The organism is Glaciecola punicea (assembly GCF_001756615.1).
GTDB lineage: Bacteria > Pseudomonadota > Gammaproteobacteria > Enterobacterales > Alteromonadaceae > Glaciecola > Glaciecola punicea.
The window spans coordinates 311,730-336,131 of the sequence record NZ_LZXY01000002.1; the positions used below are offsets into that span (position 1 = coordinate 311,730).

Annotated in this window: 23 protein-coding genes and 1 pseudogene; 19 read left to right on the plus strand and 5 right to left on the minus strand. The window is 43.4% G+C overall.

Going from position 1 to position 24,402, the window contains the following annotated elements:
* Positions 1 to 2: 2 nt before the first annotated feature.
* From dapF to cysE, 8 genes are all read left to right on the plus strand, one after another.
* Positions 3 to 893, plus strand: coding sequence for a diaminopimelate epimerase (dapF, locus tag BAE46_RS03680; RefSeq protein WP_006002238.1), 891 nt, complete (start codon positions 3 to 5; stop codon positions 891 to 893).
* The gene (locus tag BAE46_RS03685) at positions 890 to 1,636 is read left to right on the plus strand and encodes a DUF484 family protein (protein ID WP_006002240.1); all 747 of its coding nucleotides are present in this window, start codon (positions 890 to 892) and stop codon (positions 1,634 to 1,636) included. The genes dapF and BAE46_RS03685 overlap by 4 nt, the downstream gene beginning before the upstream one ends.
* A gap of 5 nt (positions 1,637 to 1,641) precedes the next feature.
* Positions 1,642 to 2,541 carry a tyrosine recombinase XerC gene (locus BAE46_RS03690; RefSeq protein WP_070111773.1) on the plus strand — a complete coding sequence of 300 codons (900 nt, stop codon included), beginning with the start codon at positions 1,642 to 1,644 and terminating at the stop codon, positions 2,539 to 2,541.
* On the plus strand, positions 2,538 to 3,263 hold the full coding sequence (locus BAE46_RS03695) for an HAD-IA family hydrolase (protein WP_006002244.1): 726 nt from the start codon (positions 2,538 to 2,540) through the stop codon (positions 3,261 to 3,263). The genes BAE46_RS03690 and BAE46_RS03695 overlap by 4 nt, the downstream gene beginning before the upstream one ends.
* Before the next feature lie 422 nt (positions 3,264 to 3,685).
* Positions 3,686 to 4,855 carry a benzoate/H(+) symporter BenE family transporter gene (locus BAE46_RS03700; protein WP_070111774.1) on the plus strand — a complete coding sequence of 390 codons (1,170 nt, stop codon included), beginning with the start codon at positions 3,686 to 3,688 and terminating at the stop codon, positions 4,853 to 4,855.
* A gap of 254 nt (positions 4,856 to 5,109) precedes the next feature.
* Positions 5,110 to 7,719, plus strand: a complete 2,610-nt coding sequence (locus tag BAE46_RS03705) for a TonB-dependent receptor plug domain-containing protein (RefSeq protein ID WP_006002248.1) — start codon at positions 5,110 to 5,112, stop codon at positions 7,717 to 7,719.
* 213 nt (positions 7,720 to 7,932) lie between these two features.
* Positions 7,933 to 8,787, plus strand: a complete 855-nt coding sequence (yghU, locus tag BAE46_RS03710; RefSeq protein WP_070111775.1) for a glutathione-dependent disulfide-bond oxidoreductase — start codon at positions 7,933 to 7,935, stop codon at positions 8,785 to 8,787.
* A 138-nt stretch (positions 8,788 to 8,925) separates the two neighbouring features.
* Positions 8,926 to 9,741, plus strand: a complete 816-nt coding sequence (gene cysE / locus BAE46_RS03715) for a serine O-acetyltransferase (RefSeq protein ID WP_006002252.1) — start codon at positions 8,926 to 8,928, stop codon at positions 9,739 to 9,741.
* Positions 9,742 to 9,930: 189 nt separating this feature from the next.
* On the opposite strand, the gene BAE46_RS03720 is transcribed toward cysE, so the two are convergent.
* Positions 9,931 to 10,116 (minus strand): hypothetical protein, encoded by a 186-nt coding sequence (locus BAE46_RS03720; protein ID WP_006002256.1) that lies wholly within the window; start codon positions 10,114 to 10,116, stop codon positions 9,931 to 9,933.
* A 274-nt stretch (positions 10,117 to 10,390) separates the two neighbouring features.
* On the opposite strand from BAE46_RS03720, the gene BAE46_RS03725 reads away from it, so the two are divergent.
* The 5 genes from BAE46_RS03725 to BAE46_RS03745 all read left to right on the plus strand — a co-directional run bounded on the left by BAE46_RS03725 (position 10,391) and on the right by BAE46_RS03745 (position 18,355).
* Positions 10,391 to 11,002 carry a flavin reductase family protein gene (locus BAE46_RS03725; protein ID WP_070111776.1) on the plus strand — a complete coding sequence of 204 codons (612 nt, stop codon included), beginning with the start codon at positions 10,391 to 10,393 and terminating at the stop codon, positions 11,000 to 11,002.
* 117 nt (positions 11,003 to 11,119) lie between these two features.
* On the plus strand, positions 11,120 to 13,288 hold the full coding sequence (gene uvrD, locus BAE46_RS03730; protein WP_070111777.1) for a DNA helicase II: 2,169 nt from the start codon (positions 11,120 to 11,122) through the stop codon (positions 13,286 to 13,288).
* A gap of 344 nt (positions 13,289 to 13,632) precedes the next feature.
* The gene (locus tag BAE46_RS03735) at positions 13,633 to 14,733 is read left to right on the plus strand and encodes an efflux RND transporter periplasmic adaptor subunit (RefSeq protein WP_070111778.1); all 1,101 of its coding nucleotides are present in this window, start codon (positions 13,633 to 13,635) and stop codon (positions 14,731 to 14,733) included.
* A 147-nt stretch (positions 14,734 to 14,880) separates the two neighbouring features.
* Positions 14,881 to 17,958, plus strand: a complete 3,078-nt coding sequence (locus BAE46_RS03740; protein ID WP_051987255.1) for an efflux RND transporter permease subunit — start codon at positions 14,881 to 14,883, stop codon at positions 17,956 to 17,958.
* Between the two features lie 58 nt (positions 17,959 to 18,016).
* The gene (locus tag BAE46_RS03745) at positions 18,017 to 18,355 is read left to right on the plus strand and encodes a hypothetical protein (RefSeq protein ID WP_070111779.1); all 339 of its coding nucleotides are present in this window, start codon (positions 18,017 to 18,019) and stop codon (positions 18,353 to 18,355) included.
* Between the two features lie 167 nt (positions 18,356 to 18,522).
* Here BAE46_RS03745 and BAE46_RS03750 read toward each other — a convergent pair whose 3' ends face one another.
* Complete coding sequence (locus BAE46_RS03750; RefSeq protein ID WP_070111780.1) at positions 18,523 to 19,008, minus strand: GreA/GreB family elongation factor; 486 nt, start codon at positions 19,006 to 19,008, stop codon at positions 18,523 to 18,525.
* A 246-nt stretch (positions 19,009 to 19,254) separates the two neighbouring features.
* On the opposite strand from BAE46_RS03750, the gene BAE46_RS03755 reads away from it, so the two are divergent.
* The 3 genes from BAE46_RS03755 to BAE46_RS03765 all read left to right on the plus strand — a co-directional run bounded on the left by BAE46_RS03755 (position 19,255) and on the right by BAE46_RS03765 (position 20,818).
* Entirely contained in the window at positions 19,255 to 19,704 is a 450-nt protein-coding gene (locus tag BAE46_RS03755) for a phosphate-starvation-inducible protein PsiE (RefSeq protein WP_070111781.1), read from the plus strand.
* Positions 19,705 to 20,129: 425 nt separating this feature from the next.
* On the plus strand, positions 20,130 to 20,600 hold the full coding sequence (locus tag BAE46_RS14730) for a hypothetical protein (protein ID WP_006002275.1): 471 nt from the start codon (positions 20,130 to 20,132) through the stop codon (positions 20,598 to 20,600).
* Positions 20,600 to 20,818 carry a helix-turn-helix transcriptional regulator gene (locus BAE46_RS03765; RefSeq protein ID WP_006002277.1) on the plus strand — a complete coding sequence of 73 codons (219 nt, stop codon included), beginning with the start codon at positions 20,600 to 20,602 and terminating at the stop codon, positions 20,816 to 20,818. The genes BAE46_RS14730 and BAE46_RS03765 overlap by 1 nt, the downstream gene beginning before the upstream one ends.
* A gap of 165 nt (positions 20,819 to 20,983) precedes the next feature.
* Here BAE46_RS03765 and BAE46_RS03770 read toward each other — a convergent pair.
* A pseudogene (locus tag BAE46_RS03770) lies at positions 20,984 to 21,292 on the minus strand (pirin family protein); the annotation flags it as partial.
* Positions 21,293 to 21,342: 50 nt separating this feature from the next.
* On the minus strand, positions 21,343 to 22,221 hold the full coding sequence (locus tag BAE46_RS03775; RefSeq protein WP_006002279.1) for a LysR family transcriptional regulator: 879 nt from the start codon (positions 22,219 to 22,221) through the stop codon (positions 21,343 to 21,345).
* Positions 22,222 to 22,375: 154 nt separating this feature from the next.
* Between BAE46_RS03775 and BAE46_RS03780 the strand changes: the two genes are divergently transcribed.
* Positions 22,376 to 22,876 carry a lactoylglutathione lyase family protein gene (locus BAE46_RS03780; protein WP_006002280.1) on the plus strand — a complete coding sequence of 167 codons (501 nt, stop codon included), beginning with the start codon at positions 22,376 to 22,378 and terminating at the stop codon, positions 22,874 to 22,876.
* Positions 22,877 to 22,933: 57 nt separating this feature from the next.
* Here BAE46_RS03780 and BAE46_RS03785 read toward each other — a convergent pair whose 3' ends face one another.
* Complete coding sequence (locus tag BAE46_RS03785; protein WP_006002281.1) at positions 22,934 to 23,116, minus strand: hypothetical protein; 183 nt, start codon at positions 23,114 to 23,116, stop codon at positions 22,934 to 22,936.
* Positions 23,117 to 23,218: 102 nt separating this feature from the next.
* Between BAE46_RS03785 and BAE46_RS03790 the strand changes: the two genes are divergently transcribed.
* Complete coding sequence (locus BAE46_RS03790) at positions 23,219 to 23,431, plus strand: hypothetical protein (RefSeq protein WP_070111782.1); 213 nt, start codon at positions 23,219 to 23,221, stop codon at positions 23,429 to 23,431.
* 71 nt (positions 23,432 to 23,502) lie between these two features.
* Positions 23,503 to 24,357 carry a phytanoyl-CoA dioxygenase family protein gene (locus BAE46_RS03795; protein WP_070111783.1) on the plus strand — a complete coding sequence of 285 codons (855 nt, stop codon included), beginning with the start codon at positions 23,503 to 23,505 and terminating at the stop codon, positions 24,355 to 24,357.
* The last annotated feature ends 45 nt before the right edge of the window (positions 24,358 to 24,402 follow it).

A 24,402-nucleotide genomic window follows, 5' to 3' on the forward strand; every position in this document is an offset into this window, starting at 1 on the left:
CTATGCAAAATGACGGCAACTACCCTCAACAAGAACAGCACTTTGCCCATAAGCAAAAAAAAAGCATTATCCACTTTTCCAAAATGCATGGTTTGGGTAACGATTTTATGGTGATAGACAACATCACGCAAAATGTATTTTTTTCGAAAGAAAAAATATTGGCCTTGGCAGATCGCAATTTCGGCATTGGCTTTGACCAGTTGCTTCTTGTTGAGCCGCCCTACGACCCTGAACAAGACTTCCACTACCGTATCTTTAACGCCGACGGCAACGAAGTTGCGCAATGCGGCAATGGCGCTCGCTGTTTTGCACGTTTTGTTAGAAATAAAGGGCTGACCAATCGTAATAAAATAAGCGTTAGCACCAAATCGGGGCGCATGATTCTGTATCTTGAAAAAGACGGCAACGTTACTGTTAATATGGGAAAGCCTAATTTCATCCCTGAGTACGTGCCATTTAAGGCCAACAAGCAAGAGAACACCTATATTATCAGAGAAGACGACCAGACTTTTTTCTGCGGCGTAGCGTCTATGGGCAATCCGCACTGCGTGATTGAAGTTGCCAACATAGACAAAATAGACATTAACAACATAGGCTCCATTTTAGGCAAACACGAACGCTTTGTTGAAGGCGTAAATGTAGGGTTTATGCAAATAGTCAGTAAACACGAAATTAAGCTAAGAGTATATGAACGTGGCGCGGGCGAAACTTTAGCCTGCGGCAGCGGTGCATGTGCGGCAGTGGCCATAGGACAAATGCAGAAAAAACTTGGCCAAGATGTTAAAGTTGTGCTGCGCGGTGGTGAGCTAAAAATACGCTGGCAGGGCGGCGACTCAATGTTGAAAATGACCGGCCCAGCAGAACATATTTACGATGGACAAATATCAATATGACAGACTTAAACGCAAAGCCAAGCGTGGCTCAGTGGGAAGTAAACGACCTCAACGATTTATCGCCACGGGTAAAAAAAGAGTTAGTCAGTAATTACCTACTAGCTAACCCAAGTTTTTTGATCGACAACCCCGATTTATTGGTGCAAATTCAGGTTCAGATGCAGCATAACGGCGTGGTGTCACTCACCCAAATTCAAGCAGCCCAGTCGCGTGAAAAAATTCAGCTGCTCAAATCACAGTTAGAAGCGTTAGTCCACAACGCGCGCAAAAATGAAGTGATTTATAAAACCTACGCCGACCTAAATCTTGCTTTAGTCAATACGACGAGTATCGTTGAGGTAGAGTTATGTTTACACACGCACTTAGTCGGTACTTTGCGCCTTGAGTCGGTCCGCCTTGTGTTACTCAATAATGATAATACCCAGCATGCACCCCTTTCTGAAATACAGCAGCGCTCACTTTTTGATAAAAAGCTTGCTCGCCAACCGTTTTATTTTGGCCGTGTGGGTAACATTGAAAAAGGCGCACTTTTTCCAAAAGCTGAAGCCGAGTCAGTTGCGCTGGTATTGTTAAATGAACACGACACATCTACGCAAAATACATTGCGCTCAGACAAGCCTGCCAACATGGGCCTTTTAGCCATAGCCAGTAAAGATCCCTTGCACTTTCAGCCTGAAATGGACACGGTGCTGCTAAACTATTTGCGTAAAAACCTTAATCATCATCTAATAAGACTGCGCTAAGGTTTATGGATACTGACGCTAGCAGCCTACATACTTGGGTAAATAGCTACATCCAAGAGTGTAGAGTTGAGCGCCAGCTATCGCCGCACACTATAAAAAGCTACACACGCCAGCTACAAAGCGTGGTTAAACATATCAGAATAAGCCAGTGGCAAGACCTAAGCCCAACCATAGCCAGACGTATTTTACAGCAGGCAAATAAAGAGGGTTTGTCAGCCCGCTCTATTAACCTTCGCCTTTCCGTGCTGCGTAATTTTTGTCGATTTTTGGTGCATAAAAAAGTGATGCCTAATAATCCGCTAGACGCTATTCATTCTGTTAAACAAAACAAACCCCTGCCCAAATATTTAAATGTAGACGAAGTCAGTAGCTTATTAAATTTTGAAGGCGATGACTTTTTAAGCCTGCGCGACAAATGCTTATTTGAGGTCATGTACGGATGCGGGCTTCGTTTATCGGAGCTTACCGGCTTAATGCATAACGATTTATTAGGCGACGGCACGCTCAAAGTCACCGGTAAAGGCAATAAACAGCGTATATTACCCATTGGCAGCAAAGCGCAGATAGCCATTGATGAGTATTTCCTCGTGCGCAAAGCGCTAGTTGATTTTTCAATAGAGCCCGCGCTTTTTATTTCTATTAGACAAACCCGCTTATCAAATCGCCAAGTGGCAAACAGATTAGAGAAATGGGCGAAACATCAAACCCTATATCAGCAAATTAGCCCACATACGCTACGCCACTCCTTTGCCACGCACTTGCTTGAATCGAGCAATGATTTACGCGGCGTACAAGAGCTATTAGGTCACGCTAGTTTGTCAACCACGCAAGTATATACGCACTTAAATTTTCAGCATTTAAGTGCGGTATACGACAACGCACATCCACGAGCACGCAAAAAATGATTGTATTTAAACCTCTATCTCATATTAGGGCTATATCATTCGATTTAGACGATACCTTATATGACAATATGCCTTATATTTATGAAGCGCAGCGCGCCTTAAACGAATATATTCTAGAGAATTATCCAATTGCTGCCGCTATCACTCCTGCAAAATGGCAAGAAATTCGCTTCGCCACACTGGCAGAGCAGCCAGAACTGGCCAACGATTTAGGCTTATTGCGCACCACCGTCATCACCAAAGCCTTCCTGTTAGCGGGTATGCCTAGTCATTTAGTATCAAAAGCAGTCACCAATTGCTTTGACTTCTTTTACTTCAAGCGAAGCGATTTTGAAGTGGCTAAATCGGTACGTAAAGTATTAAAAAAACTGTCAAAGCGCGTGCCTATTGCCGCTATTACCAACGGCAACGTAGACCTTAAGGCCATAGGCATCGAAAAGTACTTTAGCTGCATCATTCACGCTAGCCCCACTCACCCAATGAAACCCGACCCCGCCATGTTTGACCACGTTTCAGCAACCTTAAAAATACCCAGCAAAAATATCCTGCACGTAGGGGACGATTTAGACAAAGATATAAAAGGCGCCGTCGACGCCGGCTACCAAACCGCCTGGCTCGCCGTTAATCGTCCCATGCACCTACGCAACGAAAACGCCTCCATGCTTCCGCATATACAGCTAAGTGAACTAAAGCAACTCACTAAACTCGTCAAGAAACGCTAATGCCTTATTCTTTCAACACTATGATTTTTAAATACTACATTTGTGCATTTTACCCACGTTAGCATTTTTGTCATGATGACCTATTATGATTTTATGGACTCCCTTCAATGCTAACGACGAATAAATTTATCGCTATTATTACTTTCTTAAGCGCGATTCTCCTAAGTACAAGCTATTAGGCAAGTTCAAACGAGCCTGGTAAAGCAGGGCTATCACCAACAGACTACTTCAAATTCACATTCGTGAAAGACCCGCAGGTTTCACCTAACGGTGAAAATATCCTTTTTGTGAAATCACAAGCACTCTTACACGGCCGTCCTATGAATGCATTTCCTTGATGGGTGTTTGCCCAGAAAGTTTAGCCTTGCTACCACGTTTTTTCTGTATACAATATTGTTTTTTCAAACATTTCTTCCTTCTCTATGAAAACATTTCTCAAAGATTTTTCAGTGTCTGCTGCCACTGCAGGCTTTATTGCAGTGTTAATTGGTTTTGCGAGCTCTATTGCTATTGTTTTTCAAGCGGCAGTAGCCTCTGGGGCGAATGCTGAGCAAATGGAGTCTTGGGTGTGGGCACTTGGTATTGGCATGGGTTTGTGCACGTTTGGTTTATCTTTATATTATAAACGGCCCTTAATAATTGTGTGGTCTACGCCCGGTGCAGCGCTCATTGCCGCGAGTCTTAGCGGCTCTGACGGTAGTCTAGAACAAGCCACCGGTACGTTTATTTTTGTGGGCTTGTTAATTGTAATTGTAGGCGTGTCAGGCCTGTTCAAAAAGCTCATATCTTATATTCCGCTTTCAATCGCTAGCGCTATGCTTGCGGGTATTCTGCTACAGTTTGGTATTGGTATATTTAGCGCAATGAATAACATGCCAGTGCTAGTTATTCTTATGTTCGCCACATATGTTGCGATGAAATACTACCTTCCTCGATACACTATTCTTGCCGTGTTAGTGGTAGGTACTTTATTTTGTTTACAAACAGATGCACTCACCTTATCGCAAATTGATTGGTCTTTTGCCACACCGCAATGGGTGACACCTGAATTTTCTCTCGCCTCAATTATTGGTATAGGCATTCCATTATTTATTGTAACAATGGCTTCACAAAACCTTCCAGGAGTGTCCATTCTTAAAAGCAGCGGCTATTCTCAGCAGAATGTGTCGCCCATAATTACTACAACTGGTTTGAGTACATTGGCATTTGCCCCGTTTGGTGGTTTTACGTTTAATTTAGCTGCGATAACCGCGGCTATTTGCACTAGTGAAGAGGCGCACATTGACCCAGGTCGTCGATATATTGCAGGTGTGTCAGCTGGTGTTTTTAATATAATTGCGGGATTTTTCGGCGCTGCAGTCGTGAGCTTATTTGCCGCTTTCCCGCACAGTATGGTTGCAGCACTAGCGGGGCTTGCCTTGCTATCAACCATTGCCAATAGTTTGAAAGCAGCCTTACAAGCAGACTCGGAACGAGAAGCGGCCCTTGTAACTTTTTTGCTCAGCGCAAGTAGTTTGAGTTTTTTTGGGATCGGGTCTGCTTTTTGGGGCGTGGTCGTTGGCATGTTAGTGCTGCGGTCGAGTAAAATTTGAAGGCGTCAGAGAAATTTAAATTTCCTCCTAAAATCAAAGCTAGTTGCATAGGAAAGTGATGTGTTTTATTCTTTCAAATCTTACTATATAGTAAGCCATATGAGTTTTATGCCAAAACCGAATATAAGTATCATCTTAAACGTTTAAAAACAGCGTCGAAGGTGAGATTCGGTTTTGTCAGCTCGTGCAAATTAAAGCTGCAATATAACTTTGCTTCAAGTTTTTAAAAAAATAAAACACCACCAGGGATAATAATGAAACATAGCACAATAAAACTCACTCTATTAGCCACGGCTATTTCAAGTAGCATGGCTGTGCACGCACAGTCAAACGAAATCAGTCAGGTTGAACGGATACAAGTCACCGGTTCACACATAAAAAGAACCGACATGGAAGGACCTTCACCGGTTACTTCCTTATCTGCCGAAGACATCAGCAACACAGGCGTGACAGATTTAATAGGCTTATTTACTAAACTACCCATGGCGGGACAGGGTACCTTTTCCACCCAAGGTAACAGCAGTGACGGCACCGGCAATGGCGGATCAAGTGTATCGCTAAGAGGCTTAGGCGCTGACTCAACGCTTATACTCGTGAATGGTCGCCGTATTTCGGTTTCGCCTTTCGCCAATGAAATAGACACGGCCTTTGTTGATATAAACAACATTCCAATTGCGGCAATTAAACGCGTTGATATATTAAAAGACGGCGCATCGGCCACCTACGGTTCTGACGCAATCGCTGGCGTTATTAACATTATATTAAAGGATGATTATAACGGCTTAGAAGTGACCACCAGAATAGGCGATACTGCAGATGGCGGCGGCAAAGAAGCTAATACCAGCCTATTGTTTGGCAGCAGTTCAGAAAATGCCAGTCATACCTTCGTACTGGATTATTTTGACCGCGAAGAAATACTTAATGCTGATAGATTCTATACCAGCTCTGCTAACCAAACGGCTTTAAGACCCAATGACCTTTATGCCACAGACGGCAGAAGCTCGTCGGGCTACCCTGGCACTATCGCACTAGCCTCTAATAACTCTATTCGCGTACCTGACACCTTCGGCAACGATGTTTGTCCAGCTGAAGACATTGTGGGCACTTTATGCCGCTATGACTATGCACCAATGGGCTCTACCGTGCCAGCTTCAGAGCGCGTTAGCTTTATGTACATGGGCAAGTTTGAGATTAATAATGAACTGCGAGCGTTTATTGAGCTAAACGGCCAAAATTCAAAAACCACCATTAGAGGGGCTGCTAGCCCAAGTTTTAATGAATTGTTTATGTCGGCTGACAACGCAAATCACCCGTTTGCCGATGACCCCACTAGTCAATTTTATCAGCAAGAGTTAACTATGCGCCGTCGTTTGGTAGAAATTGGCAATCGTGAAAAGCGTGTCGATTCAGATTATTATCGCAGCGTGTTGGGCCTGCAAGGTGAAATTGCCGAGTGGAGCTGGGAAGCGGCTTATAGCTATATTAAGAGTGACTCAATTGAACGTGGCGTAAATGGTTTTCCAAACTCACGTCGTACTCAAGAAGCTATAGACAGTGGTTTATGGAACCCCTTTGAGCCGTCATCTAATAGCCAAGCAGCGCTTGATTTTATCGAAACTCAAACCACTCGATACGGTAAATCTACAAGCCGTTCGTTTGATGGTAAAATTTCTGGTCCTATTATGGATATGTCGGCCGGCGAGCTTATGCTAGCAGTGGGCGCGGAGTATCGTGAAGAGACTATTAGTGATAACCCCGACGACCAGTTTTTGCGCGGCGACGTGTTTGGTACCGAAGCAACACAGGCAAACGGAGAGCGTGACAACACCTCTATTTTTGCCGAGTTAGCCATACCCATTACTAACACGCTGAATGTTCAAGTTGCGGTGCGTCATGAAGACTACAGCGATTTTGGTACCACTACCGATCCTAAAGTTGCTTTCATATGGACACCTACCGACGAATTATCAGTACGAGGCTCATACGGAACTGCTTTTCGTGCACCGTCTTTGAGTCAAATTGGTTTAGGCAGTACCGACGAATCACCAAGCTTAGTAGATACCGTGCGCTGCGATGCTATCGGCAATGTGGATCAAGCCTGCGAACTTTTTGAGTACACGGCCATATTGGCGGGTAACCCAAATTTAGGGCCAGAAGAGTCTAAAAGTTATAACTTAGGCGTGATTTATGAAGTCACCGACAACATTGATTTCTCGGTAGACTATTATAATTACGACATTGAAAACGTTATTGGTAAAGACACGCAGTTTGTATTCACCACACAAGGTGGCAACCCAGCGGTTGTAGATCGTTTGGCAACTGGCATAGAGAATGATCCTGGCCAGGTGATAAACATTTTTGATCGTTTCGAGAATTTATTCGATCTTAAAACATCGGGACTAGATCTTGATTTAGGCTACCGAGTGTCTACCGACATGGGTGACTTCAAACTCAACTACGTCTTAAACTATGTGTTGAATTACGAAGATATTCGCACAGGTGGTCGTATCGACACTCAAGAAGGTGGTTTTGAGCAGCCGCAGGTACGCTGGACAACTGCAGGCTCTTGGGTAAAAGATGACTGGAGTGCAAATTTTGCCATCAACTATGTTGGCGAATTTGAAGAAGATGCAGCAGTGCGAATTCGGACAGACGGCACCATTGCGCCTGATATTGACGCGATGATAACGGTTGACACTGTAGTTAACTTTTCTGGTATCGACAATACTACGCTAACACTTGGGGTAACAAACTTGTTTAATGAAGAGCCACCGTTTAGCTACAATTCATGGACAGGTTATGTGTTAGGCACGCATAACGCACAGGGCAGATTTATGTATGCTCAGGCTACTTATCGTTTTTAAGTATCCCAATTCACAATTTGTAGACTAACTAATGTTATTGTGCAGCAAATTGTAAAGTAAATTAAAAGGCGCCATTATGGCGCCTTTTTACTGGCCTAAAATACGATAAGCCATAGCAGATAAAACAAGTCAATTTGACCCAAAACCGCGTTGGCGGACTATAACACTCAGTACATTACTTAATATTACGCTAACAAAACAGGAATGTAACTTATGAGCGGCAAGGTATATCAACCACCAAAAGTATGGACATGGGACCAATCGAGCAACGCAAAGTTTGCCAATATTAATCGTCCTATTGCGGGGGCAACCCACGACAAAGAATTACCCATAGGCGAGCATCCGTTCCAATTACACTCACTAGCTACCCCCAATGGCGTAAAAGTCACCATTATGTTTGAAGAGTTGCTAGCGCTAGGCGTAAAAGACGCTGAATACGACGCATACATTGTTGATATTCAAGAAGGGGAGCAGTTTGGCAGTGACTTTGTCGCCATAAATCCAAACTCAAAAATCCCAGCTTTGATTGATCGTAGCGGGGCAAGTCCGGTAAAGATATTTGAGTCGGGCGCAATTTTGGTCTATTTGGCTGAAAAATTCGGGCATTTTTTACCTGAAGAACCTGCCAAAAGAGCTGAAGTAATGGCTTGGCTTATGTGGCAAATGGGTGCAACACCATTTTTAGGCGGCGGCTTTGGCCATTTTTACGCCTATGCACCAGAAAAGCTTGAATACCCGATTAACCGCTATGCCATGGAAGTAAAACGCCAGTTAGATGTGCTTGATAAGCAATTAGCCCACAATGCGTTTATAGCCGGTAACGAATACAGCATAGCCGACATCGCTATTTGGCCTTGGTACGGATTACTAGTACAAGGCAAGATTTATGAAGCCGGAGATTTTTTAGAAGTTGAAAGTTACACTAACGTGCTTAGATGGGCTAATCAAATCAACCAGCGAGAAGGCGTTAAACGCGGACGAATAGTCAATCGCGTTTGGGGTGCTGAAAATGAGAAACTAAGCAATCGCCATTGTGCTAACGACATCGACGAAGTCTTAGCTAAGTAGTGCACCCGAATTACTATAATCACTCTCCGAATGCCTTGAATTTACAATATTTAAGCCAGTATAACCCGCTAGGCTTTAATAAGGCCGCGTGTTGCTCTACACTAATGTTCAATTATTCACACGACACAAGACGCAAGTATGTACAAAACAATTAGTCGCGAAGCATTTTGGCTGGCCCTTAAACAAGAGGCTAAACTAGTTTCAGCGAAAGAACCGATGTTAGCGAGTTATTTAGAAGCTTGCGTGCAAAAACACCATAACTTTGAAACGTCACTTAGTTTTATATTATCAAATAAAATAAGTGACGATGTAATGCCTGCTACTACCCTAAGCGAAATGTTCAATTATGCTTACTCGCTTAATCCTGAAATGGTTGAAGCCGCGGTTGCCGACGCGCAAGCCATTGTAGCTAGAGACGCAGCGGTTTCAAGCTACTTAACGGTCATTATTCACTTTAAAGGCTTTCAAGCTCTGCAAGTACATCGTTTAGCACATCATTTATGGCAAAGTGGTCGCAAAGAACTCGCACTATTTATGCAAAGCCGCAGCTCAGAAGTATTCTGTGTTGATATTCATCCTGCCGCTAAAATTGGCAAAGGCGTCATGTTTGACCACGCCACCGGCATTGTTATTGGCGAAACCGCGGTGGTAGAAAACAACGTATCAATTTTGCAAGACGTTACACTAGGTGGCACCGGCAGCGAGTCGGGCGACCGTCACCCTAAGGTGCGTGAAGGCGTGATGATTGGCTCGGGCGCTAAAATATTAGGCAATATAGAAATAGGCCGAGGATGTAAAATAGGCGCCGGCAGCGTAGTATTAAAAAGCGTGCCGCCATGCATGACAGTGGTAGGCGTGCCGGCTAAAATAGTGGGTCAGCCAAACTGTGATATGCCATGTGACTCTATGCAGCAAAACGTATTTGAAGATAAAACGCGAGTAACGAAGGCTTAATAGCGATTGTCTCGCCACAGTTCGCTAACAGTTGTAACTGTGGCGAGCTCTTTACTCACAATTTCAGATGAAAACCTGCTCTGGCCAAAGCAATCGCCATGTTCATATCGAATATAAACAAAGGCATAAAAATACCAGGCACAAAGCAAATAATTGCGACAGCCGTAAGCCTAAATGCTTTAGGAGCACTCAATCGTCTTTTTTAGAGGCCGGCTCAGGCTGGTGCCGTTTTTTAGATTCACTGTTTTTAAGCCTTTTTTCGCGCTCCTTTTTTTCAAGCCCGGTTCTAATATGCTCGGCGCTTTTATTCTTTGATGAATGTGCTAACTCTTCTGCATCAAAGTCGTCTAATTTTACACGATTGTCTTTACCCATTTTACTCGTCTACTTTGGAATCCACTTTATGTGTGATATTGATTGTAGTGCTAAAACGCAAATAAATGAACACTCAAATCGAATAATTTTGCACTAATGCGTATAATTATCACACCAAGGTTTAAAATATAGTAAAAACATGCTTCGCTGTATCGCCTTAACCAAGCCCTTCATCTAAGAAACGTAATGAAATGGTATAAAATAAGTAAATGCGCCCTTGCACCGAAAAATCATTTGCATTGGCTTACATGATAAATTTAGAAAAGGAAACCCAGTGAATATTGATTTGTCGACCCTGTCTAACACCAACATATACCACGTAATGACACAGACTATAATACCTAGACCCATTGCATGGGTGCTTAGCGAAAACAGTAATGCGAGTATGAACTTGGCGCCCTTTTCATATTTTAATGCAGTATGTTCAGATCCGCCCTTATGTATGTTGTCTATGGGCAAAAAGCCAGATGGTGCAGCCAAAGACACCGCAACAAACCTAGTCGTTGGCGCGTACTGCGTTATTCATATTGCCCACTTAGAACAGGCCGACACAGTTACCGCCACCGCCGCCACCCTAGAATATGGCGAGAGTGAAATAGACCATAGTAGGGTATCACTTGTTGAACACGCGAACTGGCCTCTAAAACGCATTAGCGACTGTCCCATTGCTTACTTGTGCAAAGTACACAGCACCAGCGAAATTGGCAACACGCCTCAGCAGCTTGTGTTTGCACAAGCCTTAGAGTTGTATGTAGATGACAGCGCAATTTCACAACAAAACGAGCGTTTTTATATCGACGCTTTAGCTGTGAACCCTTTAGCCCGCTTAGGCGCAAATCAGTATGCGAGCATAGGCGACGTTATTAGCAAAAGTCGGCCTAAATAAATGCCAGCATAAAAGCCTGTATAAATAGACAGCTTTGTGCGCATTTTCTTGTTATATTTAGCATATATAAGCAAATCGCTTTTACTCACATTATCACGTATATATAAAGGCTATTGAATGGATGTTTCCCTTCTTCTTGACGAACTAAACGATAAACAGCGAGAAGCTGTAGCGGCACCCAATCAAAACATGCTCATACTCGCGGGCGCAGGCAGTGGCAAAACACGCGTGCTGGTGCATAGGATTGCATGGTTAATTGAAGTGGAGCATATATCCCCCTATGGTGTGCTAGCAGTAACTTTTACAAACAAAGCGGCAAAAGAAATGCGCTCGCGCGTTGAAAGGCTTATGGGTAATTCACTCAAAAATATGTGGATGGGTACCTTTCATGGCTTAGCGCATCGCTTGCTTAGGTTACATTATGAAGAAGCGAAACTACCGCAAAATTTCACTATCTTAGACAGCGACGATCAGTATCGTTTAGTAAAACGCCTGATAAAAGCCTTAAACTTAGACGAAAAACACTGGCCACCCAAACAAGTGCAGTGGTTCATAAACGGTAATAAAGACGAAGGCCTTCGCGCCGCCCAAGTTGAAACCTTCGACGACCCCACGCAAAAGAAAATGCGCGATATTTACAAGGCTTACGAAGACGCCTGCCAGCGCTCAGGCCTAGTCGACTTTGCTGAACTATTGCTGCGCTGCTATGAAACTATTCGCGACAACGAGTCACTTAAAAAGCACTATCAAAAACGCTTTCGCTCAATATTAGTAGACGAATTCCAAGACACCAACAACATTCAGTACGCTTGGCTTAAGCTACTCACCACCAAAGACAACAACATGATGATTGTGGGCGATGACGATCAATCAATATACGGCTGGCGCGGCGCTAATGTTGAAAACATAGCGCATTTTTTGAAAGACTTTCCTAACGCCCAAACCATTCGTCTTGAACAAAACTATCGCAGTACCAGCAATATACTAAGTGCGGCAAACGCGGTTATAAACAACAACAGCGGCCGCTTAGGAAAAGAGCTGTGGACGAAGGGCGAGGAAGGCAAAAAGATCGCTCTCTACGCCGGCTTTAATGAAGTAGACGAAGCGCGCTTTATTGTGTCGCGTATTAAAGACTTTCATGAACAAGGCGCCGCGCTGAGCGAGTGCGCCATCTTGTACCGAAACAATGCCCAGTCACGTGTGCTGGAAGAAGCCTTACTGCATCAACGCATGGCCTATAGAATATATGGCGGACTACGATTTTTTGAACGCCAAGAAATTAAAGACGCATTAAGCTATTTACGCTTAATCAGTAACCCCGTAGACGACGCTGCGTTTGAACGGGTGGTTAACACACCCGCTCGCGGTTTAGGGGATAAAACGCTAGGCATTATTCGCCAGTTTGCGCGTGAACACGAAAAATCCATGTGGGACGCAGGCCAAGCAATGCTTAATGAAAAACGTCTGTCGGGGCGCGCTGCAAAAGCACTGGCTAGCTTTTTTGGCACCATCGACAAGCAGGCAAAAGACACCTTCGACATGCCGCTGCACGAACAAGCCGACAGCGTCATTAAAGGCTCTGGTTTATACGCCATGTATCAAGCAGAAAAAGGCGATAAGGCGCAAGCGCGAATAGAAAACTTACAAGAATTAGTCACCGCTGTTAAGCAGTTTGAAATACCTGACGATACCGAAGAAATGACGCCCTTAGCCGCCTTTTTAGCCCACGCTAGTTTAGAAGCCGGCGACGCCCAGGCCGATGTAGACCAAGACGCGGTGCAGCTTATGACCATTCACAGCGCAAAAGGACTCGAATTCCCCTTAGTCATATTAGCCGGCGTTGAAGAAGGTATGTTCCCTAGCAATATGAGCAATGAAGAACCCAGCCGTTTAGAAGAAGAGCGCAGGTTAGCCTACGTGGGCATGACCCGTGCTATGCAACAACTAATAATCACTTACGCAGAAACACGGCGTGTCTATGGCCAAGATAAATACCACACTATATCGCGCTTTGTGAGAGAAATTCCTGGCGACTTCATTGAAGAAATACGCTTGCGCTCGCAGGTCGCCCAGCCTGTTTATAATCGGTTTAGCGGGCAAGCCTCGCATACCTCTTTTGTCGACAGCGGTTTTGCCTTAGGAGAACGCGTTATGCACGCCAAGTTCGGGGAAGGCACGGTGTTGAATTATGAAGGCAGCGGCGAGCATGGCCGAGTACAGGTGCATTTTGACGATATTGGCAGTAAATGGCTTATGCTGGCATATGCTAAGTTAGAGAAATGCTAAACGAGTTGGTGAAAGAAGGCCCCGCATATGCAAGGCCTCAACGTTTAACGTAAGATAAATTAATTTTTTTGTGCCCTTAGTCACAAGCATGGGCGGTGCAATTTCACCTACTATGATTTGCTAAAACGCGTTTAAGGTCGCACGCTCGCTCCTGATTACTTCTATTCTTTTGCATATAAAGTGAATTTTTTATAGCACCTTTACCTTACCCATCTATTTATAAATAAACGATATTTAATAGTCTTTACGGACGCATATACAGTAATATTATGGACTGCATGTTGCTTTTCTAATTATAGCTTTTACATCATCTTCATGGTTAACCATTTATAAGGAATGAATACATGCTCCAACTTAAACGCTGGCTAATCACCATTGTTTCCCTACTGGTGATTATTGCGGGCTTGGGCTTTGTGAAATTTACGCAAATAAAAGCGGCAATGGCCTTTGGTGCGTCTTTTCCTGAAGCCAGCGAAACAGTGGAAGCAACTAAAGCACGGTGGTCTAGCTTTCAGCCGACCGTCACGGTAGTGGGCCAAGTAAGATCTAAAGCAAGCGTTGATGTACGTAATGAAGTTGAAGGTATACTGACCACGGTAAATGTGGGATCGGCTGCTAAGGTCAACAAAGGCGACATATTAGCGCAGTTCAATGTAGACACCGAAATGGCGCAGCTAGATGCTGTGAAAGCTCAAATTGACTTAGCTAAACTTGAAGTGCAACGCTTTGCCGATTTGCTGAATGTGCGTGCATCTTCAAAAGAGCAGCTTGATCGTGCAAGCGCTCAGCTTGCCATAAATAAAGCACGTGCGCGGGCATTAGAAGCTACCATTGCTAAAAAGACCTTAATCGCGCCTTTCACGGGATACACCAGCATTCACGATTGGAAAGTTGGTACTTACTTACCCGCTAACACTTTTTTTATAAATGTTACGGGGAAAGATAAGGCCGTGTGGGTTGACTTCAATCTGCCACAAATTTACGCTAATATTAAAGTAGGTACCTTGATAATGGTGAATGCTAAGGCATTGGCCAGCGCGCGCCCTTTACAAGACGCTAATGCTGCCACATCAGCAACCATAGTAGCGGTTAATCAACAGCTAAATACAAGTTCGCGCACACTGCAAGCCCGCGCTGAAATAGTTAGCCCGCCGCAAAACATGCGCCCCGGCGCAGTCGTATCGCTACAGCTGCCGACGGGCGATGAAAAGCCGGTTATTCCATTGCCTAACCAAGCTATTCGCTACGACTCTTTTGGCAGCTTTGTATATGTGCTAACTAAAGACGATGAAGGCAATTATAGAGCGACGCGCAAACCTGTGAACGTGGTGAGTAAAGAGGCCGATTTAAGCCACATTTCAAGCGGCGTTGAGGCCGGTGAACTAGTGGCTACCGTAGGCTCAGCTAAACTCTTTCCCAATATACTAACGTACGTTAAAGAATAATCAGCATCAGAGCAATCTGTTACGCACTTTCCATACTCATCGCACAATTGTAAGCAGGCACTATAAGTGAATGACAAAATAAACAGCGGATCTAACACGCTAGACAAACATGAAGCCGGTGCCACTTTATTAAACACCCCTTCCAAAATGGACATTTTTAGCAAGCGCCCGGTGCTTGCTATTGTGTTCTCGCTAGTGCTTATACTGCTTGGCATACGCGCTGCCATGAATATTTCGGTACTGCAATTTCCGCAGATCAGCAGTGCGTCTATCCAAATAACAACGCCTTATGTAGGCGCTTCAGCCGAAATTGTGCAAGGGTTTATAACCGAACCCATTGAACGGGCTGTATCGTCGGTGCCGGGCGTTGACTATATAGATTCAAACACCACACCGGGCCTGAGTTTTGTAACCGTTTGGCTTAAACTCAATGAAAACAGTTCATCCGCATTAGCGGAACTATCATCACGTATCGATCAAATTCGCTTTGAACTGCCCGAAGGCGCTGAAGACCCCGCTATTCAAGTTGTAAGAGCCGACCGTCCCTTCGCTATTTTTTACTTAACCGTAAATTATGATGAAGAAAACGCAGGTATGTCACGCTTGGAAGTAAGCGATTACTTATCCCGAAATGTCTCGCCTACTTTGGCTTCAATACCCGGTGTTCAGCGCATTGGGCTTGAAGGCGCGCGCTCACCGGCCATGCGAATTTGGCTAGATCCACAAAAAATGGCGGCGCTTGATGTCGCTGCCGACGACGTGTCTAGCGCACTTCGCGCTAATAACTTAATTGCCACAATAGGCAACAGCGAGAACGATCAGCAGCGCATATCGTTATTAACCGACACCAGTTTAAGCAGCGTAAAAGAGTTTGAAAATTTGGTTGTGCGCGATAGCAATAACAATCAGGTAAGAATTCGTGACATCGCCACTGTTATGTTAGGCGAAGAAGAAGGCGTCACCACCGCTCGTTTAGACAAAGAGCAAGTACTGTACATATCGGTTTGGCCCCTGCCCGGCGCGAATGAGCTTGAAATTGGCGATCGCCTATATGTAATGATAGACGAAATAAATAAAACCTTGCCTAGCGGCTTAAGCATTACCGACGGCTTTGACGGCACTATTTATATGCGCGACTCGCTGCGCGAAATATTCATCACCCTAGCCGAAACGGTGTTGTTGGTAGGTCTAGTTGTGCTGGTAATGATGGGCTCGTTTCGTACCGCATTAGTGCCCTTAGTGACTATTCCTATTTCGATACTAGGGGCGATAGCCGCCATGTATATGGTAGGTTTTTCCCTTAATCTGTTAACCGTGTTGGCCATAGTATTGTCGGTGGGCTTGGTAGTAGACGACGCCATAGTGGTGGTAGAAAATGTGGCGCGCTACATGCGCTCAGGCATGGGCAAAATGGAAGCGGCGCTTGCCAGCTCTCGCCAGTTACTTGCGCCTATAATAAGTATGACGATTACCTTGGCGGCTGTTTATGCGCCCATAGGCTTATTAACGGGTTTAACCGGTGCATTGTTTAAAGAGTTTGCATTTACTTTGGCAATAGCGGTCATAATTTCAGGCATAGTCGCACTAACCCTGTCTCCTATTATGGCAGCTTATGCTAGCCCTGAAGGCGGCAAGGAAGGCAAAATAACCAAAAAGATAAATGGCTATTTTGAATCACTGCAAATATTTTACGGCAAGGTGCTTGATAAAACCATGTCGTTAAGATCGCAAATTTTAGTGGCTGGCTTTATCTTGTCTTTGCTCAGCGTACCGTTTTATCTACTCTCATTAAAAGAACTGGCGCCTACAGAGGACCAATCAAGTATAAACGTTATTATTGAGTCGGCGCCTGAGGCCTCTTTAGACTATACACTCACGCACATGAACGACGTGGTAGACACTCTACTTGAGCTTGAAGGCGCGACAAACATGTGGCAAATAGTGAATCCTGCGGCGGGCTTTTCTGGCCTTAACTTTGTACCTGTTAACGAGCGTAGTCAAAGCGTGCAAGAAATATACTGGCAGGCCTTTGGCAGCCTGTCGCAGGTGCCCGGGGTAAAGGCATTTCCAGTGTTGGATTCGGCCTTGCCCACCGCCGGCAACTTTTCGGTAGAACTGGTAGTACTGAGCACCGAGCCATATGCCGACATGAAAATTTACGCCGACAAAATGGTGCAAGCCGCCAACCGCTCGGGCAAATTCTTATTCGCCAGTACCGATTTAAAAATAGACCTGCCCCAAGTTCGGTTTATCTTAGATAGAGAGCGCATTGCCGATTTAGGCTTAGACTTAGCCAGCGTAAACAGGCAGCTATCTACTATGCTCTCGGGCAATTTTGTGAACCGCTACAACCAAGACGGCCGTGCCTATCGCGTAATTCCCATGCTTTCGCCTACCGAACGCTTAAACCCTCAAGCGATTATGGATTTGCAAATTCGCATAGGCGACGCCAGCACAATACCGTTTAGCGCTATTGCTGAACTGCAAACTGAAACCGCGCCTCGAGTACTGTCTAAATTCGAGCAAAAAAATGCCTTTAGAGTGTTTGGTGAAGTAATACCCGGCACCACTAAAGAGCAAGGTCTAAGTGCCCTTGAAGACATAGCGGCGCAAATGCTCCCGCAAACTTATTCTATTGACTATGCGGGTGAATCAAGACAAATTAGACTACAAGGCAGCACATTAGAAGGCGTGCTGTTAATTGCACTGGTGTTTGTATATTTTGTATTAGCGGTTCAGTTCAATAGCTTTAGAGACCCTTTGGTGGTACTGCTTGGTTCCGTGCCATTAGCACTTGCCGGGGCGATGATGTTTTCATTTTTAAACTTCACTACCATCAATATCTATTCTCAAGTAGGCTTTATAACCTTGGTAGGCCTTATTGCTAAAAATGGTATATTAATTGTAGAGTTTGCGAACCATATGCAACGCCAAGGTCTACATAAAATAGAAGCGGTCAAAAGCGCTGCAAAAACAAGGCTAAGACCCGTACTCATGACCACCGCAGCAACCGTGCTGGGTCACTTTCCCTTAGTGCTAGTGACTGGCGCAGGCGCAGAAGCGCGAAACAGTATAGGCATAATACTAGTGGCGGGTATGCTGGTAGGCACCTTTTTTACGCTAATAGTACTACCTAACGTGTATATGCTTTTAGCGTCTGACCACACTAAAGATTACGAGCGTGAACGTGATGGCGATGCAGATTTAGTAACAGTTAACTCGTAACGCTGTGCGTTCGCTGGTATCGTCACATTATTATTTATTTTTAAGGAAAGCGTAGCGCATGAACTTGTTTTTTGAACGCACTCATACCCCTGGCAAAACGATTATTGTCTTTAAGCCTTATTCAATGTATCTGCTACTTATTATTTTAGCGGTAATGACCGCGCTTACATTCACCCCAGCGCTAGTGGCTTATGAACATTTTGTGTCGATACTAATGCCGGTAGCTGCCGCGATTATCGCAGCGCGTATTGTTCTTATGTATAAGGTGAATAAGGAAATTCAGCAGGCTATTCGCGAAGATACAGTAAAGGTTACCGGCGGCAAGTTAAGCGCGAAGAATCCGTTAACGTTTGAGATTACACAGAGCGCGCCCGTAACACAAGAACCGGAGCTGTAATTTGATTTTCAAAATCTCCCTGTTTTTATCTTTAGTTTTTATCTTTAGCTCTTCTCACAGCCTGCGCTAATATTGTAGATATGAAAAGGCTAAGAAGCGCTATAAAAAGCAATGGTATAATAAGGTGTAGATTAAGCTCGTGTGGACTAGCATGTATCTCCATTGCTTTAGACAATGTCGCTGATTAAGTAGTTCTTTTTACGCGACCCGACTGTAAACTCGAACTCATCGTCAACAAATTTCCCCAGCAAATGCCTCCCTAGCGGCGATGATGGTGTAATGACCATTATCGCCCTTTCTTCTACTACAAATTTTAGCCCGCCTGCTACGGGTGCTAGAAATAGAGATAATGACTTTTCATGCTCATCTTCTAAGATAATTAATGCGCCTACCGCAATGGCGTCACCTGGTGAATAATCGCGCGTTTCAAGCGTGCGGGTTGCTTTCAAATCAGCTAGGCATTGTGCTGCGCGCTTAGCTTGACCTTCGGCTAAATAGGCTGCCTCTAGCGCGAGCGTATCGTATTTATTTTCTGCAACATTAGCTTTGTCTGTTGATGTGGAGTATGCCCTTTTTGCTTCAGTTAAAGCTGCTTGGTAGGCTTGTTCAAGCTCCAATATTAAATGATCAATTAGGTTTTTTTTATACTGCATATGTCTGGTTGGGCTCTTGAGGCAGGAACAATTGAAAGATAGACTTGAATGTGAGTCGACTATGTCGCTAATTTAGAATCGAGTCAATGGTACTCGCTAAAAATTGACTAGACAATATAACTTATGTTTGGGGCACGGTTACGTCTGTTATCAATATAATATGGTCGAATATTTGCTAAATTACCACACTAGCGCTATGTTAGTATCTACTTTGCGAAGCGTCAATTCAGGTAATTAAGCTCACATATGACTTCAAAAAAACAAAATGATAACGATGCTAATACAAAAGAAGACTCAGCAAAAGTCGTCGACGGGCCTGACCCAAGTGAAAAGGAGCGCTCTGTCGTTTTAGGGCTTTTTAGTATTATAGAACGAATTTTATTGTTTTTTTTAGTAGTGCTGACTTTGGGCGGTGTTGGCTTTGAAATCCAGACAATATTCAAGGCTAGAACAATAATCCTTGCAGACATACTGCTCATGTTCTTATATCTAGAAGTTATTGCAATGGTAGCGGTATTTTATTCTGATAGAAACTCGGTATTTGTATACCCCATCTTTATCGCAATAACCGCACTTGCCCGCCTAATAATCCTGCAGGGTAAAGACATGGATCCGCAAAACATTCTCTACGAAGCTGTCGCCATACTTGTTTTAGCAATTGCAATTGTTGTGTTACTAAGGATGAGAAAAAGTTAAAGCACCCTTTTTTAAGGAAATTACGCAATCTTCAAAGCGCTAATATAATCTTGGCATAGGGCCGTTCACCATAGGCTTTCTCGGCCCGCTTTTGAGCAGAGTCACTACCTTGCAATAAATCGACTGCGGCGACACCGCGAACACTGGCCCCGGTGGTACCTGCTTAGCGATGGCTCATAAATACGTGAACCCATTTTACTGAGTATGGAAAGGCTAATTCAAGCGAGTGCATCCTAAATATAACTATTAAACAGCACCGTGGTTGACAAAACACCGTGTCATTGCCCCTTTTTTATAACGCAAGCCCACTTTAAAATCTGCTATGATCTTAAAAATGTTCTTTAAAATTAACTTAATGTATAATATTTTTGACATGGAGTTAATTTTAAATTACTCTTCACGCATATTATCTAAGAGAATTTAGTATGGACATGTCATTTAAAGAAAAGAGCGCATGGATTTCATTTATTAGCACGGTCAGTATTTTTGGGTATTACTTCTATAGCATTTTCATGCTGATTGGTGAGCCGCCAGAAATAGCCAAAGAAGCTGCAAAAGATTATTTAATTCAAGCCGTTTTTTTAAGCATTGTGGTTGAAATATTTTTCCACGCAGTACTAAATGCAAGCAATAAAAAAGAAGCCGCATTGCAAAGCGATGAGCGTGATAAAGCTTTCGAATATAAAGCTAATAGTCTTGGTTATTCAATCTTAGTGGTGGGTGTGGTTATTACCTTAGGAAGAATAATAACGCTAGAATATAACCCCGAATTTGCGGAACAACATTCTTCGCTGCAAATTCCATTGCTAACTGCGCATATTTTAATGTTCACATTTATATTGTCTGAAATAGTGAGATTTGGTGGGCAAATATTTTTTTATCGAAGAGGCTATTAATGCTGACACAATTTCAGATTGTAAATCGGGTCAGAGAAAAGCGTTTTTTTGCTGATGAAATGACTCAGCAAGAACTGGCTGATCTCGTTGGCGTTACCAGGCAGACTATAATGGCTATTGAAAAAGGTAAGTACTCACCTTCCTTAGAAGTCGCTTTTAAAATTGCAGTCGTATTTGAGTGTAGATTTGATGATGTGTTTACATATGAAATACTATAAGTTTTGCAAGGTAGTCAGCACCTCAGCACTTCTTAGATGTAGAGGCTTGAAACAAAAAGCGGTTACATCCTCTCATAAACATATATAAAACCATTTTGCTTAGCGTCAACAGACCATGAAACAGTGCAGCCTTCCTGCAAATGTATATCTAAAAATTGAGGTTAAATAGCCTGGCTCAGACATTTTTTCTTTTGCAGGCAGATTCACCCAAAGCTGAAAACCTTGCATTCGGCCCTGCGTTTGCTGTGGCATTTCTTCATGAATAATGCCTTTGCCTACATTCATCCACTGCAAGCCGCCGTCTTCAATTACACCCGAATTACCAATGGCGTCTTTGTGGCCCATCTTACCCTTTAGCATATAGGTAACGGTTTGAAAGCCTCTATGAGGGTGCTTTGGAAAACCTAGTATATAGTCTTGTGCGTCACGAGCACCAAATTCATCTAGCATCAAAAATGGGTCTAATGTCGGCACAAGGTGAGCATAAACCCTATGATAGTTGAAACCTCAAGATAGGATTACTTTTAATTAATGGCTAAAAAACGTTTGATACGTTCGCTTATAAATTTTATACGTTGGCTTTGGCTTACTTGGGTATGGCGACACAAATATAAGGTTTCATTTACAGCAACGGATAAAATATGGATACAAATCTTGTGTTGCGCAGCAAATGCCTTTGCAGCATACATGGGCAGAACACTGAAGCCAAAGCCACGACTTACCGGCTCTAAAATAAGGCTTATTTGATTTGAAAAACCTTTTTCAGTAAATTGGCTCACATGCTCAAATTGAGGAAAGTTTCTGCTTAATAAAGTATTACAGTGATGGTTGCCATCAGGGTGTGAAATAAAACCCAATTGCAGTAACAAGTCCCAATCAATTTTTTGAATACTACTGTGGGTAACTAATACAAGAGCTTCTTGTCCTATTGCTTCGCACAAGACATCATCGCATGAACTTGGCTGTGTCATTATGCCTAAATCAACATGGCGCAGTCTCACGTCTCGTTCAATGCTTTTGTTTGGCGCAAATGCATGAGTCATGATTAATTGCGGGTGCTGCTGTTGTAAATCGAGTAAAAATGGATAAAGGTTTAGACCTATACTCCCGGGGGTCGACAATCTTATTCTTCCTTCGAATGCATCATCTTGCCTTAACTGTTGCCCAAGTCGCTCATTGGCAGTCACCAAGGACTGGCCTTCTTGATAAAGTTGTAATCCAGCGTCAGTTAATATGAACGACTTGCCCTCACGTATCAGCAGTGGCGTACTAAGTTGCTGTTCCAGCTTTTTTATTTGCTGGCTAACGCCCGATTGGGTCATGAAGAGTATTTCAGCGGTTCGCGTAAAATGACCGATGTCAGCCAAGGTGCAAAATGTTTTTAACCAGATGATATTAATCATTACAAAAGGTACTCAATAGTAATCCAAATAATAATTTTTCATACTTTATCATTGCGATTATAGTAAGGCTACTGAATTGATAATCACACAGACAAACAGTGATTTTTGAATATACTATTAGCCTAACTTAACACAATATTATTTGGAGAGAATGATGACAAGCGCATACCCAAGAACGTTTTCACATATCGGAATTTCGGTTCCTGATGTAGATAAGGCCGTTGAATTTTATACTCAGGTACTTGGCTGGTATTTGATCATGAAACCCACTGAAATAAAAGAAGATAGCAGTCCTATTGGTGAAATGTGTACCGACGTATTTGGAGGTGGTTGGGAAAAATTTAAGATAGCGCATTTGTCGACTGGCGACCGTGTTGGTGTAGAAATATTCCAATTTAAAGACCAAAAAAATCCTGACGACAACTTTGAATATTGGAAAACAGGCGTTTTTCATTTCTGCGTTCAAGATCCAAATCTAGAAGAGCTAGCCGAGGCTATAGTCGCTGCCGGCGGTAAAAAGCGCATGGAAAAGCCGCGCTATTACTATCCCGGTGAAAAACCTTACCGCATGATATATATGGAAGACCCTTTTGGGAATATATTAGAAATTTACAGTCATAGTTATGAATTGACCTACTCAGCAGGCGCATATTAGGCTCTTGGTCAGCAGATGCAAAATATTTATGTAAGTTTACACGCTTTCTAGGACTCTTTACAAAAACATCAGGCCTGTTGCCAAGCATTTGGCACATTTGGTATCGAGTTCTTTTTCAGTCTTATTTTCATATTTTGAAACATCTTCTGCGTTGAGAACATCACGGCCATTGGGACCAATATAGATGTACTTCGCTTTTTCAGACAGTAATAATGCAGCAACCGGAAGACGCGCTTTCATAAATCTTCGATGAGCTTGTGCCTAAAGCATCCCAAGCTTAACTTCTTTAGGTGGTATACGTAAGTCTACCCAAGATGATATTTCTGCGACTTTTGTGCCTTTATGTCAAAATCAGCTAGTTTTTTTACTAAAAACGTAATTGATGTGCTAGTGCATACCTATAGTCGCGGATCCATTTCTAACGAAGCTTTTGAGCGCCGTCTCGACAAGGTGATTGAAATGACCTCGCACCAAGCAATGATGGACCAAATCGCCGACTTAGATGCAACGCCTAACGAAGACACCTTGACCTACGCACTAGAAAACATAAACTAAATATGACAAGCTCATTAGACAGGTAATGAGACTGAAGTCTAAAAATTTATGCAAAGTTAGGAATTGAATAAATGCTCACTCAAGCACAGCAGCAAGCATATCAAACACAAGGTCATTTGGTTTTGGATGAACTATTTAGCCCGCAGCAGATGCAAACACTGCGCCAAGCCGCCCTTAAAATAGTGGATGACTTTGACCCAGAGTCAACAAGATCTGTTTTTTCTACTGACAACGCCGACACTAACCGTGACCACTATTTTTTAGCGTCAGGTGACAAAGTAAGATGTTTTTTTGAGGAAGAAGCTTTCTCATCTTCTGGCGAATTACAACAAGACAAATCCTTGAGCATCAATAAAATTGGCCATGCACTGCATGTATTATCGCCAGAGTTCAAGGCCTTTAGCCAATCTAAAATAATTTCAGATATCGCCAAAGGCCTTGGCGTTATAGCGCCTGAAATTCGCCAGTCGATGTACATTTTTAAACAGCCCAAAATAGGCGGCGTAATTCGGTGGCATCAAGACGCTTCTTATTTTTACACTATGCCAATGTCGGTAGTCACATTTTGGTTTGCGATAGAAGATGCCACATTACTCAACGGTTGCCTACAAGTAGACAAAGCAGGTGCAAATTTCCCTCTAAAAGAGCAATTTAAACGCTACCCTAACGACAGCACTGAACTTGTACAATTAACAAATATTAAATGGCCAGCAAATGAACGGGCCTTACCATTAGAAGTAAAAGCAGGATCGCTTGTAGTGTTTAACGGTGTTTTGCCACATTTTAGTGAAGCTAATCGTTCTGATAAATCTCGTCATGCTTTTACCTTGCATATTACCAGTGCACAAGCGCAGTATGACAAGTTAAACTGGTTACAGGCAGAGCCGGTTCCGTTAACTTCAAGCTCAGGGCTGCTATCAAATTGATGCTAAAGAAGAGCTTGGCAAACTACGTTTACTGGCGATTAAAGA

Bases quoted from the DNA above. Each gene is read 5' to 3' on its own strand.
- dapF (WP_006002238.1), top strand. From the start codon at position 3: ATGCAAAATGACGGCAACTACCCTCAACAAGAACAGCACTTTGCCCAT.
- BAE46_RS03685 (WP_006002240.1), top strand. From the start codon at position 890: ATGACAGACTTAAACGCAAAGCCAAGCGTGGCTCAGTGGGAAGTAAAC.
- BAE46_RS03690 (WP_070111773.1), top strand. From the start codon at position 1,642: ATGGATACTGACGCTAGCAGCCTACATACTTGGGTAAATAGCTACATC.
- BAE46_RS03695 (WP_006002244.1), top strand. From the start codon at position 2,538: ATGATTGTATTTAAACCTCTATCTCATATTAGGGCTATATCATTCGAT.
- BAE46_RS03700 (WP_070111774.1), top strand. From the start codon at position 3,686: ATGAAAACATTTCTCAAAGATTTTTCAGTGTCTGCTGCCACTGCAGGC.
- BAE46_RS03705 (WP_006002248.1), top strand. From the start codon at position 5,110: ATGAAACATAGCACAATAAAACTCACTCTATTAGCCACGGCTATTTCA.
- yghU (WP_070111775.1), top strand. From the start codon at position 7,933: ATGAGCGGCAAGGTATATCAACCACCAAAAGTATGGACATGGGACCAA.
- cysE (WP_006002252.1), top strand. From the start codon at position 8,926: ATGTACAAAACAATTAGTCGCGAAGCATTTTGGCTGGCCCTTAAACAA.
- BAE46_RS03720 (WP_006002256.1), bottom strand. From the start codon at position 10,116: ATGGGTAAAGACAATCGTGTAAAATTAGACGACTTTGATGCAGAAGAG.
- uvrD (WP_070111777.1), top strand. From the start codon at position 11,120: ATGGATGTTTCCCTTCTTCTTGACGAACTAAACGATAAACAGCGAGAA.
- BAE46_RS03735 (WP_070111778.1), top strand. From the start codon at position 13,633: ATGCTCCAACTTAAACGCTGGCTAATCACCATTGTTTCCCTACTGGTG.
- BAE46_RS03740 (WP_051987255.1), top strand. From the start codon at position 14,881: ATGGACATTTTTAGCAAGCGCCCGGTGCTTGCTATTGTGTTCTCGCTA.
- BAE46_RS03745 (WP_070111779.1), top strand. From the start codon at position 18,017: ATGAACTTGTTTTTTGAACGCACTCATACCCCTGGCAAAACGATTATT.
- BAE46_RS03750 (WP_070111780.1), bottom strand. From the start codon at position 19,008: ATGCAGTATAAAAAAAACCTAATTGATCATTTAATATTGGAGCTTGAA.
- BAE46_RS03755 (WP_070111781.1), top strand. From the start codon at position 19,255: ATGACTTCAAAAAAACAAAATGATAACGATGCTAATACAAAAGAAGAC.
- BAE46_RS14730 (WP_006002275.1), top strand. From the start codon at position 20,130: ATGGACATGTCATTTAAAGAAAAGAGCGCATGGATTTCATTTATTAGC.
- BAE46_RS03765 (WP_006002277.1), top strand. From the start codon at position 20,600: ATGCTGACACAATTTCAGATTGTAAATCGGGTCAGAGAAAAGCGTTTT.
- BAE46_RS03775 (WP_006002279.1), bottom strand. From the start codon at position 22,221: ATGATTAATATCATCTGGTTAAAAACATTTTGCACCTTGGCTGACATC.
- BAE46_RS03780 (WP_006002280.1), top strand. From the start codon at position 22,376: ATGACAAGCGCATACCCAAGAACGTTTTCACATATCGGAATTTCGGTT.
- BAE46_RS03785 (WP_006002281.1), bottom strand. From the start codon at position 23,116: ATGAAAGCGCGTCTTCCGGTTGCTGCATTATTACTGTCTGAAAAAGCG.
- BAE46_RS03790 (WP_070111782.1), top strand. From the start codon at position 23,219: ATGTCAAAATCAGCTAGTTTTTTTACTAAAAACGTAATTGATGTGCTA.
- BAE46_RS03795 (WP_070111783.1), top strand. From the start codon at position 23,503: ATGCTCACTCAAGCACAGCAGCAAGCATATCAAACACAAGGTCATTTG.